Genomic DNA, 14,491 nt, shown 5'->3' with positions numbered 1-14,491 from the left:
CGACACATCGTTTTAATCTTAAATTGATGGCTGTACTCAAGGATAAACTGATACTTTACTCGGGCAGGCTTGCAAAGTACCTTGCGGCCTTTTTTAAGATATCTCGCTCTTCTTCAGTTTGCTTAAGCTGACTTTTAAGACGAAGGATCTCTTTCTTTGCTTCGAGTAGTTCATGTTCATCAGGGTTGTTGCGTAAAGGCTGTACGGCCTTTAGCCATTTATAAATGCTGTGCTGTGATACACCTAAACGTTCAGCCACATCAGTGACAGAATATCCACGTTCGGTAATCAATTTAACAGCTTCATCTTTAAATTCTGGGGTGTATCGTTGTCCACTCATAATGTTCTCTCCTATGCAAAAAGAATAGACGAAATTTGTCTAGGAGAGTGGTGGCAGTCCAAGAATAGACGAAATTTGTCTAGGAGAGTGGTGGCAGTCCAAAAGATGGTTATGTGTGTCTAGAATTTTGGTGGCTATTCAGTTTGTGTTAATAAAAAATTACTACTAATTCAAAAAAACCTCATCGTTCTAATTTCAATAACAACGCTTATGTATTAAATTAGCTACAAAATGTAAATTTATTTTTGGATGGTGTAATGCTAATACATAAAAGGATATGGCTAGGTGTGCTTCTTGCAACTGTTACAAGTTCAAGTTTTGCAGAGGTGTCTGGTACTCTCGAGAAAGATGGAGAGGATTTATTTTTCATAACAGAAGAAAGAATTGCTTATATCAAGTCTCCAGAGTGTCAGAAATTTGTGTCTGATAATAGTACTACCTACAAAGTTAAGTTTTTAGGTGTTGATCAAGATATTAAGAAAACAAAGCTGATTGGTCTAACTGAAATCGAATTTGAGTCTGGTAGTAGATGTAAAGTTAATACTATCGAAAAAGTTCATACTGTTACTAGCCATGCAACTCATCCTGTTTCAGCACCAGCCCCGCCACCAGCAATGGTAATCACACCTATTAGTTCTACTGATTACATGTCTCGTCAGTTCACCACAACTTTAGCGGATTTACCTCCAGTTGCGAATAGTATTCGTCCTTCAGCAGCTATTTTCTTTAGAAATAGTGTAAATGCCAAAAAGTTGAACATGGCATTGTGTAAAGGCTTTGTACAGCTAGAGACAACCGAGGACGTATCTAACTATTATAATGCGACAATTGAGGAGCAAGTCGTTACCAAAGTACCAGTATCTCAAGAGATTCCTCAGGATACGACAGATTGTAATCAGATTTTAAAGGTCTATGATTATGCACTTGCCGCAAGTGAGTTAAGCAAGCTACATCCTAGTATTGCGTATTCAAATGGACCATTTATTGTTATTTACAGTCCTAACTCTACTCGTGTTGATCAAGTAATTGATCTCAGAGGGTACTCGGAAGCGCAACTTGAGGGATTTGGCCAAAAATGGAGTAGCATTTTCACGAATGCAGCGAACCAATATGCTCAAACTCAACGTAGTAGTTCACAGCAAGATACTCAATTTAATATTTGGATATTTGTGAGAGACTTATTTCAGGCATCAGTATGTGTTACAGATCCAAATCTAATTTATATTTTTAATGAATCTGCTGGAAAAATAGCGGATATTGTATGTAAGGGCACAAAGACCTAAATACTAAAAAAGCTCATCGCGTGATGAGCTTTTTTTTATTGAAAAAAATAAATTAATAATAACTCACCATTAATACAGCTTTGTTTTGGTCTTTTTCCTTCACTAAATTAATTTCAACAGTTTCATTTTTTTGTGATTCATTTATCAGACTTGATAAATTATGAGTATTTACTTTGATATTGTCTTTAATATTGCTTAATCCTTCACAATCTTTTGTTTTTTGTGAAATTGAACACGTTTCCACTATAATGTTTCCTTTGAATTGAATCGTATTTGCTGCATTCGCAATTGAACCTAATCCTAAGAAAGCTATTATTAAGCTAAATTTATATATTATTTTATACATCTTTTATGCCTTTATTTAATGTATTAATTATTAAATATCATAAAAAATATAATTTAGGCAATATTAATTTAACTGTTTGATTAATTTGGTTTTAAAAGTGTGTTGTATTTAGCATTTTTAATGCTGAATTGTTTTTTAATTCAAATTTTAATTTATTGTGCGTTATTTTTCTTATTTTAATTAATCTGTGATGTAGTAATTAAAAAATAAAAAAACCTCAAATTAAATTTACATAATTTGAGGTGAATGGAAACTTTAGATCAATCTAAATTAATCATACTCAATGGTCACAGTCGCCATTGCACGTACAGTCCCAGCAGTGACGTTAGTGGCAGTTTGATAATATTGTGCAGTCATAGGAACATTGTATTGCAATGTTTGATTTGAGTTCACCGTGCCCAATTCAAGTTTGTCGCCTTTCTTAATGATTTGATTTTTATTGTTATAGTTCCAAAGTAACTGCACACCTACACCATTTGCTTTTGTAGATGCGGGTGCAGTATTTTGCATAACTTGATTGTTCGTACCATCTTGAACGTAATCAAAACTTAAACTAATGAGATTTTTTTCTTCATAACCCGTCGGATTGTCTCCACCATTACATAAGATATTCATATCAAATGTTTGTGCGCCTTGTGTAGAGCCTACACCTGTGAAACCAGATTTTGTTACGGTTGGAAGAGTAACAACTTTATTGATATTACCTTGTATCTCGCAAGAAGATGATGCAATTGTAATAGCATCACCATAAACATGACTAGTTAAAATCGGTTGATTGGGGTGTGAGGTTAGGTAATATCGACTGTATTGACCAGGGACTAATGCTCCAGAACCAGTTTGTGAAGCTGTCTTAACGATTTCAACAACAAAATATCCAGTATCTAATGAATAATTAGTGCCTCCCCAAGAAGAACCACCACTGATATTTCTCGAATAAGGATAATATCCAGAAAAATTTGAGTTATTTTGTGCTTCACGATATAAACGAATTCCAATACCAGGAATATTTGTACTATAAATATTATTGCCAAGAGGACTGACTGAATAACTTTGAGTTAAATCTGCTCGAACAGTTCCACTTGAATATCGGGTGCAATTAATTGTCGAATTATTTGGATCAATTCCAAAAGTTGCTTTACGTAGGATCTTGCCAACTTCATCGCTAGGACGAACAACAACACGTCCCACAGCCATACTGATTATTTTTGTTGTGAAGCCAGCTGTAGGTGCACAAGCTGCATTTGCTAAACTTGTAAAACCAAGACCTGTTGTCAACAAAGCACCAGTGATTAGTATTTTCTTCATTTACAAACCGCCTCAGTCATAATTAAGTTGTTTTGATCTTTCTCTAATTGAGATGAAACATCGTAAGTTATTTCACATTGTTCAGTACTATCGTCACCCCATTTTACAACGAGACGATCAGTTGCTTTTTGTGTGCGAAGATAAACCATACTACCTTGTGCAACTATTCCAACAGACTCATTATTTTGATCAAAAACTTGAGCTGCAAATGGTAGGTTTTCACCTTTAGCTGTTTTAGTCGCAATATAAATTGCATATCCCGTTTTGGTTGCGAAATCAACCTTTGAAATAGCTCCTGCAAATGGTGCTACTCGTTGGCTAGACTCTTCTAACTCAACATTGGTCGACATTTCTTGAGGATCTAAAGTGATGTCATTTAAGCGGTAAGGTGTCACATAAGGTATTACGGCATAACCTTTCTTGTTAATACTTAATCCAGTAGTATTGTTAACTTTAGCACCTGCTGCATCAGGGGCATAGACAAGAACCATCGTTTGACCCTGTTCTGGCCCAAATAACAGGCCATCTTTGTGTGCAACAATATTACCTGAAACGCTAACCATGGCTTGTTCATATGAATCTGCAACACTATAAGATCCAGCCACTGTTGCATAGTTGGTTTTATATCGACCATTTACATTAAGTGTAGGATTGCTACGATCTTGATGTGTGACTGATGATCCATAACTGAAACGATCACCTACAGTTCCACTCACGCCTACAGTTCTGGAATCTTCTGATGCATTAGCATTCACATTCATTGAATGTTTTTTGAAACTTAATGGGAAGGACAGTGTCATCAAGTATTCTGTATCAGTTGTTTGATTACTAGATCCATAATCTACTTGGCGGTTTATCGCTGAGATACCATAGGTTAATCCTTGGTAATTATTACTATAACCAATTTGGTATTGCTTACTACTTTCGTTGCGATTCCAATAATCCACCCATGAGCCGACCATATAGACATTACCCCAACCATCAGGTAAGCCTTGGTTTAAGGTGATTTGAAATTCACTACGCTGTTTACCCACAGCGTAACTATTCAAACCGCGATCTTCCAAATCACGAATTAAAATTGCATCACGTAATTTGTAGTAATTCTCTGTCGAATAACGATAGGCCGCGAGTGTGAGGTTTGTATTCGTTGATGTAATCAACTTGCTGTAGCTCAGTCGATAACTTTGCCCCGTTTGTGATTTTTTTCTTTCAAAATCAGCATCAGAGTGGGTGAGGTCTAATGAAATTGCTCCGATTGGCGTTGCAAATGCTGCACCAGCCAATACTGAAGCATATTTTTCAGTTGCTTGAAAACCTGTATAACTAGTGAGGTAATTATTGATACCTCTTTGGTATTTACCTTGTACAACCCAAGGGTCGATATTAATATCATTATCTCTAAATTCACCTGCAGTAACAGAGTAGCGACTCATACCAGGGCGCAACATTTGCACTACAGATACATAAGGAATAGCGAATTTTTGTATTTCACCATTTGATTCAATAATCGATACTTCTAACTCACCGCCAAAACCTGTTGGGTAGAGGTCATTAATTTCGAAACTTCCTGGTGAAACTGTAGTTTGGTAAATCAGTTGACCTTGTTGACGTACTTCAACTTTAGCATTGGTTTTTGCATTTCCGCGAATACGAGGGGCATAGCCGAGCATGCTATTCGGCAACATTCGGTCATCACTTGAAAAATCTACACCTCGATATCCGAAAGAGTCAAAGATTTCACCATTTGTGAAACTATCACCTAAGGTAAGTACGCCACGATATTTAGGAAAAGCACGTTGTAAGTAGGTGCTTGTCGCTTGATAGTCTGATTTACTTTCATTATCGGGCGGGCGATCTTGCCAGCGCCATTGACCATTATGGCGTAATTGCCAGCCAGCAATGTTTGCACCAGCTGTTAAAGCCATAAATGCATTAGTTGTTTCTTTATTATCACTATTATTGTTGAATGTTTTATAAGCACTACCACTATATGATAGAAAACCAGCATTAATCCCACGATCCCAGATACTTGGATCTACATAGCCTTGAGCATTTTTTTGTAATGCAACTTGTGGGATTGAAATATCTACACGTAATTTTGAAGTATCAAATTCATAAAACGAATCGTCAATCCATTCTTCAATTTTCATACAGCTATTAGCTGATTGAATAGGTTGAGTCTGTTTCAAAATTTCTTGCTTAACACCGTATTCGAGTAACGTGCTTGTATTGAAGCATGTTGTTGCATTTTGCTTAGGATCAATCGCCTTGAACATCATACGGCGTTTACCGAACCATTGACCATTCACGTAGACATCAACGTTGTATTCACCTGGTAGAACAGGGTTACCATATTTAAAGCGTGAAATATCAATTTTCTGAGCATCACCAATCAAGAAGGATGAGTCAAACTCAGCCTCCGTGGCATTATTAGGAGTAGATTCATCCGCGTACACCATGATTGGCGTAGTCATACTGATTATGCCTGATGTAAGGTAAAAACAAATATGACGCTTTAATAATCTGTATGGTGCGTGCCGTTTTGACATAATAAAATTCGCCTATACGGTATAGGTACTTAAAATTATTGGTTATAAGAAATAATGAATGATTATTGGAGCTTAATTGGTCTTTCGACGCGTCCACCGTAATCATTAACATTGATAAAACTCATTTTTTCAGTAGATGACGTTTTTAATTGAACACGATCTTCTGAAAAAGGTTTTAACATTAGGCCTTGAGGCAATAAATCGACTTTTTTATCGCCATTCACTTGGAAAATAGAAGTCATCGTAATGTGGAATGGAGTCGGATTTTTAATCACAAGACTTTGCCCAGACTTTTGCCATTGCAATTTATCTGCAGCTAAATTGGCATCTTCTTTGATCGTTGAAGGGCGATAAAAGAATTTAATTCGAGAACGAATTGCGAGTTGTAAAAAATTATCAGGTACTGTTTCTCCACCTTTAGCCGTTGGCTTTGGTGGGATGTCTAGTACGTTTAACCAGAGTACAGATTCTTGTTGTTGATTTAACGTAGAGGCATTTGGCAGAGCTGTAATTCTGAGCGTTTGACTTTTTGTCGCTTCAACACGTGAAATAGGTGGTGTAATCATGAAAGGTACTTTTGATTGATCAGGAGTACTTTTAGGATCACCTTCATCAATCCAAGCTTGCACCAGAGCAGGTTTAGAGCCATTGTTACTAAGTTGTAATGTTACTTCACGGGCATCAGAAGGATAAATGACACGTGTACCATGAATAACAATTTCTGCGTGCGAAGCTGTGGCAATCATCGAACAGAGTGCTAAGCCAGACAAAAAATTACAACTGTGAAATGACATGTTTTACATTCTCTGAAAAAGCGGAAGATTATAAAAATGAAAGAGTTTCTATGTTCTGAAACATAGAAACTCAGCGATCAATAATTATTGATAAATAATTGTATATTGAACGTTTGTCGTTACTTCACCAGCTGTAGATGCACCAGTTGCGTAGTATTCAGCATAGTAGTTCAAGTCGGCAGTACCGCCATCAACAACATCAACCCATTGAGAGTTAGCTTGAGCACCGCTAGCGCCAGCAGCTAAAACTGGAATCACTTGGTTGTTGCTACCTAATAATTGAACATCAACGTTTTGAGCACCAGCAGTAGCTTGGTTGATTAAACGACCAGTGTTGAAGTCAACAGTTGCACCTGGTTCGAAGTAAGTTGCAACTTTACCTTCTGAACAATCTTTTAAGTTGATTTGGAATGGAGTACGACCTGCAACATCGCCAGCATTTGCTAAAGTTTGTCTAGAAACTGTTGGAAGTGTAACAGTAAAGTCTTTACCAGCAGGAGTATTGATAGTACAAGTTTTGTCAGTTACTAGACCATTGATTGTAATTGTGCCGTCAGCAGCTTGAGCGTTTGCGATGCCTACAACTGAAAGTGCAGCGATCAAAGCAAGTTTTTTCATAATGATTTCTCTAATACATCAGCTAAAAGTTTGAATTAGATTACTTTTCCAGTTAAATTCTTGCGCTGAATAAGTAATGCGCGAAATATACCATTCATTATAAAAAATGCAAACTTCGTCACATAAATTCAACACTTAAATTTATCAATTGTTATAATTTGAATAACCTACTGTTTACTTATTAGTTTTTGTTAATAAACTTTCGTTATTAAGTGAATTTTATTTAAATAATCCTAGGGTGACTGTTAAGTTTTGTGATTAAAATCAGATCTTTTGATTGTTTTTTGATCATATTATTCATTTTTTCTTATCAATAACTATAAAAAATCAGTTCAGCTTATTTTTAAAAAATCTAAATATAGGTGGGGAAAATTACATAGATTACAAAAACACCTAACTTATTTTAAGAATTTTTTAAGATTCAATTCTTAGTGTTTTAGTCATGATTAGATGAAAAAATCAGCTAAGGAGTTTTCAATGAATATGCTTTATACTCATAAACCGAACTACTATTTTTTTGCTCATAAATTTGTTTTATTTCTTGAAAGTTATATTAAAAATCATCCTCAAGAATTGATCACAAGCTTTAACTTACAAACGATTTATGACTTGTTCAGTCATGACCGAGCTTCGAGTACAACAAATCTTGAAGGTATTTTAAATATTGCCGATGAATACATGCTTGAGACAGATGAAGGGCAGCAGCCATTAATTCACGCATATCATGTTCATCTTGATAACCATGTTTTAACCTTAGAGTTTAATGCTAAAGCGATGATCAGCTTGAAGTCAGGACAAAGTCTTATTAGTCCTCAAGCTGCATAATCTAGAAATTCCTCTTGATACACTTAACCATGAATCTCCTTTGGTTAAGTGTTTTTTTATATAGCTGTTTTAAGTAAATTTATTCGTTATGATATTTTTAATTTAGTTGAAAATATTGAATCTCATGAATAAAGACTTCAATTCTGACACTTATACGGTTAATGAAAATATTGCCAATACAATTTTTTGGCTTATGCAACATCAAGATATTTTTGATTCATTTCATTTTGATGTACATACACAAGAATTATCCGTAACACATGCTGCTGGCGTAGACATTATTCGTCAAGGCATGTTTCTAAATGCAAAATATGGAATTTTAGTTACTTCGATCTAATCTCCACAGTACAGAAAAAAACCTTGTCGATTGACAAGGTTTTTATATTTTATGCACTCATTGCATCTATAGAGAGTTCTGCCACCGTTGGTTTAGGTTTTTCAGCAGTTAAACCTAATTTAGCAAATAAGACTTGATCTTTACCTTCACCAGCATTTGGTGTTGTTAGTAATTTATCACCAGAGAATAAAGAGTTTGCTCCAGCCATAAATGCTAAGGCTTGATCAGAATCACTAAGGGATTCACGTCCAGCAGATAAACGGATATAACTGTGAGGCATAATAATACGTGCAACAGCAATGGTACGAATCCATTCAGTAACATCTAACTTTTCTACATCTGCAAGCGGAGTACCTTCAATTGGAACAAGCATGTTAATTGGTACGGATTCAGGGTGAACGGGCATAGTAGAAAGCTCATGTAATAAACCAATACGGTCATTACGAGTTTCACCTAGACCAACAATCCCACCACTACAAACTTTCATCCCAGCCTGACGCACGTGATCAAGTGTATTTAAACGGTCATCAAAACTACGTGTACTGATGATGTGTGAATAATATTCACGAGAAGTATCAAGGTTGTGGTTGTAGTAATCTAAACCAGCATCTTTTAAGCGTTCTGCTTGAGATTGGTTTAGCATCCCCAAAGTCATGCAAGTTTCTAAACCTAATGCTTTTACTTCACGAACCATTTCGAGAACATAAGGCATATCACGTTCATGTGGATTACGCCAAGCAGCACCCATACAAAAACGTGAAGAACCAGATTCTTTTGCTGAAATAGCTTCACGAATAACTTTATCAACAGCAATGCGTTTTTCCGCTTCTAATTTAGAATCGTAATGAGCAGATTGAGAGCAATACTTACAGTCTTCAGGACATTTACCTGTTTTGATTGAAAGTAGTGTGCTTACTTGAATGGTATTTGCTTGGAAATGTTGACGATGAACGCGTTGTGCTTCAAATACTAAATCTAAAAAAGGTTGGTCATATAAGGCTTGGATTTCATCACGAGTCCAGTCATTACGTAGGGTCATTGTTATATCCATGATGATTGATTACAAAGATTGAGATTAATCATACAGAAATCATGCCAAAGCCAAAGGGCAAAAAACATCATTTTTCTATGTGATGGACAACTGGTTGTCGCAATTGTTGTTGAATTGCCCAATCAATATGTACGTTTACAATCTCATCGTGCCAAGGTTTTGCTTCTTGCAACTTAGCAACGATTTCATTCGAGTATGGCGCATTTCCAAGTCCGATTGCAATATTACGTTTAAATGATTGATACCCTGTGCGACGTATCGGGCTGCCTTCAGTGTTGGCTAAAAATGTAGCTTCATCCCACTGCCAAATATCGAGTAAGCTAATATTGTCTAAACTATGTCTTGGATCAAAATCAGGAATTGTGGCTGTTTTAGCAAAGCCATTCCAAGGACAAATTAACTGACAATCATCACAACCAAAAATTCGATTACCAATTCCAGCGCGGTATTCTTCTGGGATTATGCCTTTATATTCAATGGTTAGATATGCAATACATTTTCGAGCATCTAACATATAAGGTTCAACAATCGCTTGTGTAGGGCAGATATCAATACACGCTGTACATGAGCCACAATGAGCTGTTGCAGGTTGATCAAAAGGTAGATCAAGCGAAGTAAATAACTCACCTAAAACAAAAAAGGAACCTGATTTTTTATGAATAAGTAAAGTATGTTTCCCTGTCCAACCCATACCTGCACTTTCAGCAAGGGATTTTTCAAAAATTGGTGCTGAATCAGCAAATGGACGTGATTCGAAATCTCCAACTTTTTCTTTGATGCGTGTAGCTAAAGTTTTAAGTCGACCACGCATAACTTTGTGATAATCACGACCACGTGCATAACGTGCGATAATGGCTGAATTTGGTTCAAATGGTACATAACGGGGCTTTGGCGATGCTACAAGATAGTTCATACGCACACAGATAATACTTTTTGTGCCTGGCACGAGCAAAGTTGGGTCGGCTCGTTTATCTAGGTTTTCCTCTAAATAGTGCATGTCAGCATGATAACCGCGTTTTAAATATTCTGTAAATCTCGGCATTTGATCTTGAGCATCTGGTTTGGCAATGACACAATCAGAAAAACCCAATTCCAAAGCTTGTGCTTTTATCCATGTTTTAAGTTCTTGAGGATCAAGCTGCTGAATCTCAATCTTTTGAGAAGTGTTGTGAGATGAGGAAGTGGAAGTCATAAACCAATAATAAGGAGAAAATCATGCAACAATCAGTTTACCATAGCCAAGTTTATGATAGTCAAAGTATACAAGCATGGGAGCGTCGATGGTTTGCTCAACGGAATTCTTCTTTAGGTTTAATGCAGCAAGCAGCTTGGACAATAGCGCAAAACTTAAATAAACAATTTCTAGCTAAAAAAATTAACCATATCGCGGTCTGGTGTGGTCAGGGCAATAATGCAGGTGATGGCTATTATATAGCTGCATTTTTAAAGCAGCAGGGATTTAAAGTAACCGTGTTTGCTACAGAGCTAGGTCATTCTGAGGATTTACAACAGGCATTTCATTACGCTCAAAGCCAAAAAGTTGATACACAAACAATTGACTATTTATTGTCTGAACATGAGATAAACCAAGACTTACCCATATTCGATTGTCATATAGATGCTTTATTTGGGATCGGATTAAATCGAATGCTGGATCAAAAATGGCAAAATATTATTCACCTCTATAATCTGCAAACAGGTTTCAAAGTGTCAGTTGATATTCCTAGTGGAATTCATGCTGATACTGGTCAGGCTTTACCTTGTTCAACAGAAGCAGATCAAACTTTTACCTTATTGGGATATAAAGCTGGATTGTTTACAGGTCAAGGCAAGGAGTATGTGGGAAAACTGCATTTAGTCAGCTTGATCCCAATTGATGCAGAATTAAAACCACTTGCTTATTTATCTCCTGAACGAATTGCTTTACCGAAGCGCAAAGCCTTTGGTCATAAAGGAAGTTATGGACATGTGCTAGTCGTCGGTGGACACGCCGATATGGGGGGGGCAGTCATTATGTCTGCTGAAGCTGCTTTTCATGCTGGTGCAGGCAAAGTTACAGTGGTTTGCCATTCTAAACATCATCAAGCAATTCTAGCGCGTTCACCTAATATTATGGTGAGAGATATTAATGGGCTTGATCAAGGGCTTATTCAACATTTATTAGCACAAGTCGACGCAGTCTGTTTTGGAATGGGTTTAGGACGAGATGAATGGGCTGAAAATATCTATCAATTATGGTTTGATTTACTTAATAAAAATTCACATTTAGAAGTTGTATTGGATGCTGATGGATTATGGTTTTTGGCACGATATCCGCAGCAATTAAGTGCACATGTTTATGCAACTCCACATTCAGGTGAGGCAGCAACTTTGTTGGGTTGTAAAGCAGCAGATATTGAACAAGATCGAATTGCCGCGATTTATCAGCTACAACAAAAATATGCAGGACAATGGGTGCTTAAAGGTGCAGGGAGTCTGACATTAGATGATCAATTATGGATTTGCACTCAAGGTAATGCGGGGATGGGAACGGGTGGAATGGGGGATGTACTGGCAGGCATGATTGCGAGTCTAAAAGCGCAATTTCATGAGCAAGTCTCATTACATGAAATTGTCAGCTTACATGCACAAGCAGGAGATTTACTCGCTGAACAAGGGATTAGAGGCTTGCAAGCACATGAAATGGGGAAGGTAATTTATCAAGTTGTAAATCAGTAAATCTTAACGTCTTCTACTACTCGAACGACTGCGTCCACGAGCCATCCCGCCTAATGCATTTAAAACAGCCATTTTGCTCATACTTCCCGAAGCGTGGGCATGGCAAATAGCAGCAGCTAGAGCATCGGCTGCATCGGCTTGCGGTTGAATAGTAAGGTTAAGTAGTTTCATCACCATCATTTGGACTTGTTCTTTTTCGGCTGCACCATAACCAACCACAGACTGTTTAATCTGACGTGCTGTGTATTCAGCTACTTGTAAGTCTAAATTCACCAAGGCGGCAATCGCAGCACCGCGTGCCTGACCGAGTTTCAAAGCTGAATCAGGATTTTGAGCCATAAATACTTGTTCAACAGCAGCTTCGGTAGGACCGTGAAATTTAACGATACGCTCAATACCAGCGAAAATTCTTTTTAAACGCTCAGGCATTTCTTGTGTTTCTGTACGAATGGTGCCCGCATCGACAAAGCGTAGCATATTACCGTCCTTTTCAATAATTCCGTAACCTGTTAAGCGTGAACCAGGATCAATACCAATAATGAGTGACATGCAGCACTATAAAAATAAAAGAATGTTGATATTGTTACATATAGCCTTTTGCCTTGTACAATTTTTTGTTGGATAAAAATTTCAGTCATTTAAAGAGTCGATTTAAAAGATTTTGACTAGTAGGAGTGTGATTTAAAAAATTTGTTTGAATTATTTGAATGACGTAAAGAATTTCCTTTTTTGTATTAAATATGAGCAAGTATTTTAGTTTTTAAAGATTTATGGAGAAAAAGTTTGCATTAAATTAGCTAAGGGCGTATAAAGCTAACTCGCTGATGCGGGGTGGAGCAGTCTGGTAGCTCGTCGGGCTCATAACCCGAAGGTCGTTGGTTCAAATCCAACCCCCGCATCCAATTTATTTTGCTCTGTGATCTATAAAAACGTTGTTGTTTTCTTAAACAGTAACGAGTTAGCTGAAATAAACCTAAAAAGCTAAAATTATTATTAAATCCTAGTTATGCTCTGTTTCCTTACCTAGTGTTGTAGTAAATCCAAGTTGTCACTTGAGCTCAGTCATGAGTATTTAAGTTTTGAAAATTATCAATGAATGGCATATTGCCACTGCCACAAATGGCAATGAAATTAATGTACAAATTATTCCCCTCAAACGTCAGCAAAGCACGCTTAATGGCTTTAAATGGGTTGAGGTAGGAAAAAAAATCCTTTTACAATCTGGTCAAGAAATTGAATTTAATCTTGATGGTAGAAGTTTTTATACATCACCAAACCAGTTGTATCGACTAAATTAGTCATATTTGCGCCTAACATAGAAATATTGTTACATTTTTAGGTTGGGCTTTATTGGATTATTCTCTTAGTTATAATTGTTTTTTAGCTTTTTTATGAATATAAAATCCTTATAATTCAATAATTAAATATAAAAAATCTAATTTCCTAAATAATAATTGAAAATTATCTATATAAATAAGCAGATATTTATTGCTTGTAAAAAGCAAACTCGTGTATAGTGGTTCTTAACTAGAAGAATAACACTGTTGATTCAGCAAATCTTTAATTTCGTAGTTTAGTTAAACCTCTCGTTTTATCAGATTTTAGTCTCAAAGTTTTATTACTCCAAGTTATTTGCTGCTAAGCATCCCGAATTTTTTAAATAGGTTAAAGATATGTCTAACACTGCGACTGGTACAGTTAAATGGTTCAACGAAACTAAAGGTTTTGGTTTCATCCATGCTGATTCTGGACAAGATGTTTTTGCTCATTTTAGCGAAATCCAAAGCAATGGTTTCAAAGTTCTTCATGAAGGACAACGCGTGTCATTTACTGTTGCTCAAGGCAAAAAAGGCCCACAAGCAACTGGTATTACTGTAGTTGCTCAAAACTAATAGTATGCCGCAGAAAAAAGCTCACTTTGGTGGGCTTTTTTTATGGTAAAAAAACCATAAATCTATCAAATTTCTTCTTCTGCTAAATTAATTGTTTAAACCCAATGTTAAAAAAGTATTGCATGCTCTACGACTTTTTGCTAATTTCAATTCGACGATTATTTCGGCAGATTAAAGATCAGCGTACATTTGATGAGCATGCGGTTATGGATAACATAGAGCAATACACTCAAGGGTTTGAACATGAAGTTCACGTGCAGTGTAAAAGATCATTAGGGACATTGTTATTTAGCTTTGTTGTCTTGCTAGTAACAAGTTTGTAATTAAAAAGCACCTAAGGGCACTGCTGTCCCACAAATATCACAAGAAGAACCTCAATTGAGGTTCTTCTTGTTTTCGCCATTTTTTATCAGGCACAAAGAGTGACCTTAAA

General features: G+C 36.4%; 14 protein-coding genes, 1 tRNA gene and 1 pseudogene. 7 read left to right on the top strand and 9 right to left on the bottom strand.

The window, feature by feature from the left end; all coding sequences use genetic code 11:
• Positions 1-340, bottom strand: a pseudogene (locus MKL32_RS08930) (transposase); the annotation flags it as partial.
• 257 nt (positions 341-597) lie between these two features.
• Here MKL32_RS08930 and MKL32_RS08925 point away from each other — a divergent pair.
• Positions 598-1,623, top strand: coding sequence for a hypothetical protein (locus tag MKL32_RS08925; RefSeq protein WP_039046970.1), 1,026 nt, complete (start codon positions 598-600; stop codon positions 1,621-1,623).
• Between the two features lie 52 nt (positions 1,624-1,675).
• Here MKL32_RS08925 and MKL32_RS08920 read toward each other — a convergent pair whose 3' ends face one another.
• From MKL32_RS08920 to MKL32_RS08900, 5 genes are all read right to left on the bottom strand, one after another.
• Positions 1,676-1,969 (bottom strand): hypothetical protein, encoded by a 294-nt coding sequence (locus tag MKL32_RS08920; RefSeq protein WP_042893690.1) that lies wholly within the window; start codon positions 1,967-1,969, stop codon positions 1,676-1,678.
• Positions 1,970-2,239: 270 nt separating this feature from the next.
• On the bottom strand, positions 2,240-3,274 hold the full coding sequence (locus tag MKL32_RS08915) for a fimbrial protein (protein ID WP_075696410.1): 1,035 nt from the start codon (positions 3,272-3,274) through the stop codon (positions 2,240-2,242).
• Positions 3,271-5,823, bottom strand: a complete 2,553-nt coding sequence (locus MKL32_RS08910; RefSeq protein ID WP_270900417.1) for a fimbria/pilus outer membrane usher protein — start codon at positions 5,821-5,823, stop codon at positions 3,271-3,273. Before MKL32_RS08910 ends, MKL32_RS08915 begins: the two co-directional genes overlap by 4 nt.
• Positions 5,824-5,885: 62 nt before the next feature.
• Complete coding sequence (locus MKL32_RS08905; protein ID WP_125318854.1) at positions 5,886-6,617, bottom strand: fimbrial biogenesis chaperone; 732 nt, start codon at positions 6,615-6,617, stop codon at positions 5,886-5,888.
• A gap of 84 nt (positions 6,618-6,701) precedes the next feature.
• The gene (locus tag MKL32_RS08900; protein WP_004961480.1) at positions 6,702-7,235 is read right to left on the bottom strand and encodes a fimbrial protein; all 534 of its coding nucleotides are present in this window, start codon (positions 7,233-7,235) and stop codon (positions 6,702-6,704) included.
• Between the two features lie 477 nt (positions 7,236-7,712).
• Between MKL32_RS08900 and MKL32_RS08895 the strand changes: the two genes are divergently transcribed.
• Positions 7,713-8,060, top strand: a complete 348-nt coding sequence (locus MKL32_RS08895) for a hypothetical protein (protein ID WP_004954754.1) — start codon at positions 7,713-7,715, stop codon at positions 8,058-8,060.
• A gap of 124 nt (positions 8,061-8,184) precedes the next feature.
• Complete coding sequence (locus MKL32_RS08890) at positions 8,185-8,397, top strand: hypothetical protein (protein ID WP_126132598.1); 213 nt, start codon at positions 8,185-8,187, stop codon at positions 8,395-8,397.
• A gap of 49 nt (positions 8,398-8,446) precedes the next feature.
• On the opposite strand, the gene bioB is transcribed toward MKL32_RS08890, so the two are convergent.
• Both bioB and queG read right to left on the bottom strand, forming a co-directional pair.
• On the bottom strand, positions 8,447-9,436 hold the full coding sequence (gene bioB / locus MKL32_RS08885) for a biotin synthase BioB (RefSeq protein WP_004961484.1): 990 nt from the start codon (positions 9,434-9,436) through the stop codon (positions 8,447-8,449).
• Positions 9,437-9,515: 79 nt separating this feature from the next.
• On the bottom strand, positions 9,516-10,640 hold the full coding sequence (gene queG, locus MKL32_RS08880; protein ID WP_126132597.1) for a tRNA epoxyqueuosine(34) reductase QueG: 1,125 nt from the start codon (positions 10,638-10,640) through the stop codon (positions 9,516-9,518).
• 23 nt (positions 10,641-10,663) lie between these two features.
• On the opposite strand from queG, the gene MKL32_RS08875 reads away from it, so the two are divergent.
• Complete coding sequence (locus tag MKL32_RS08875; RefSeq protein ID WP_126132596.1) at positions 10,664-12,166, top strand: NAD(P)H-hydrate dehydratase; 1,503 nt, start codon at positions 10,664-10,666, stop codon at positions 12,164-12,166.
• A gap of 3 nt (positions 12,167-12,169) precedes the next feature.
• Here MKL32_RS08875 and ruvC read toward each other — a convergent pair whose 3' ends face one another.
• Positions 12,170-12,715 carry a crossover junction endodeoxyribonuclease RuvC gene (ruvC, locus tag MKL32_RS08870; RefSeq protein ID WP_039046964.1) on the bottom strand — a complete coding sequence of 182 codons (546 nt, stop codon included), beginning with the start codon at positions 12,713-12,715 and terminating at the stop codon, positions 12,170-12,172.
• Between the two features lie 276 nt (positions 12,716-12,991).
• Here ruvC and MKL32_RS08865 point away from each other — a divergent pair.
• From MKL32_RS08865 to MKL32_RS08855, 3 genes are all read left to right on the top strand, one after another.
• Positions 12,992-13,068: transfer RNA gene (locus tag MKL32_RS08865), tRNA-Met, on the top strand.
• A 177-nt stretch (positions 13,069-13,245) separates the two neighbouring features.
• A complete protein-coding gene (locus tag MKL32_RS08860) occupies positions 13,246-13,464 on the top strand; it encodes a hypothetical protein (protein WP_004961495.1) in 219 nt (72 codons plus the stop codon).
• 375 nt (positions 13,465-13,839) lie between these two features.
• Complete coding sequence (locus tag MKL32_RS08855; protein WP_004915353.1) at positions 13,840-14,058, top strand: cold-shock protein; 219 nt, start codon at positions 13,840-13,842, stop codon at positions 14,056-14,058.
• Positions 14,059-14,491 lie beyond the last annotated feature (433 nt).

Origin of the sequence: Acinetobacter sp. AOR34_HL (genome assembly GCF_027854795.1) — a bacterium.
Lineage (GTDB): Bacteria > Pseudomonadota > Gammaproteobacteria > Pseudomonadales > Moraxellaceae > Acinetobacter > Acinetobacter junii.
This window is presented reverse-complemented; position numbering and strand designations above follow the sequence as displayed.

Bases quoted from the DNA above. Each gene is read 5' to 3' on its own strand.
- MKL32_RS08925 (WP_039046970.1), top strand. From the start codon at position 598: ATGCTAATACATAAAAGGATATGGCTAGGTGTGCTTCTTGCAACTGTT.
- MKL32_RS08920 (WP_042893690.1), bottom strand. From the start codon at position 1,969: ATGTATAAAATAATATATAAATTTAGCTTAATAATAGCTTTCTTAGGA.
- MKL32_RS08915 (WP_075696410.1), bottom strand. From the start codon at position 3,274: ATGAAGAAAATACTAATCACTGGTGCTTTGTTGACAACAGGTCTTGGT.
- MKL32_RS08910 (WP_270900417.1), bottom strand. From the start codon at position 5,823: ATGTCAAAACGGCACGCACCATACAGATTATTAAAGCGTCATATTTGT.
- MKL32_RS08905 (WP_125318854.1), bottom strand. From the start codon at position 6,617: ATGTCATTTCACAGTTGTAATTTTTTGTCTGGCTTAGCACTCTGTTCG.
- MKL32_RS08900 (WP_004961480.1), bottom strand. From the start codon at position 7,235: ATGAAAAAACTTGCTTTGATCGCTGCACTTTCAGTTGTAGGCATCGCA.
- MKL32_RS08895 (WP_004954754.1), top strand. From the start codon at position 7,713: ATGAATATGCTTTATACTCATAAACCGAACTACTATTTTTTTGCTCAT.
- MKL32_RS08890 (WP_126132598.1), top strand. From the start codon at position 8,185: ATGAATAAAGACTTCAATTCTGACACTTATACGGTTAATGAAAATATT.
- bioB (WP_004961484.1), bottom strand. From the start codon at position 9,436: ATGACCCTACGTAATGACTGGACTCGTGATGAAATCCAAGCCTTATAT.
- queG (WP_126132597.1), bottom strand. From the start codon at position 10,640: ATGACTTCCACTTCCTCATCTCACAACACTTCTCAAAAGATTGAGATT.
- MKL32_RS08875 (WP_126132596.1), top strand. From the start codon at position 10,664: ATGCAACAATCAGTTTACCATAGCCAAGTTTATGATAGTCAAAGTATA.
- ruvC (WP_039046964.1), bottom strand. From the start codon at position 12,715: ATGTCACTCATTATTGGTATTGATCCTGGTTCACGCTTAACAGGTTAC.
- MKL32_RS08855 (WP_004915353.1), top strand. From the start codon at position 13,840: ATGTCTAACACTGCGACTGGTACAGTTAAATGGTTCAACGAAACTAAA.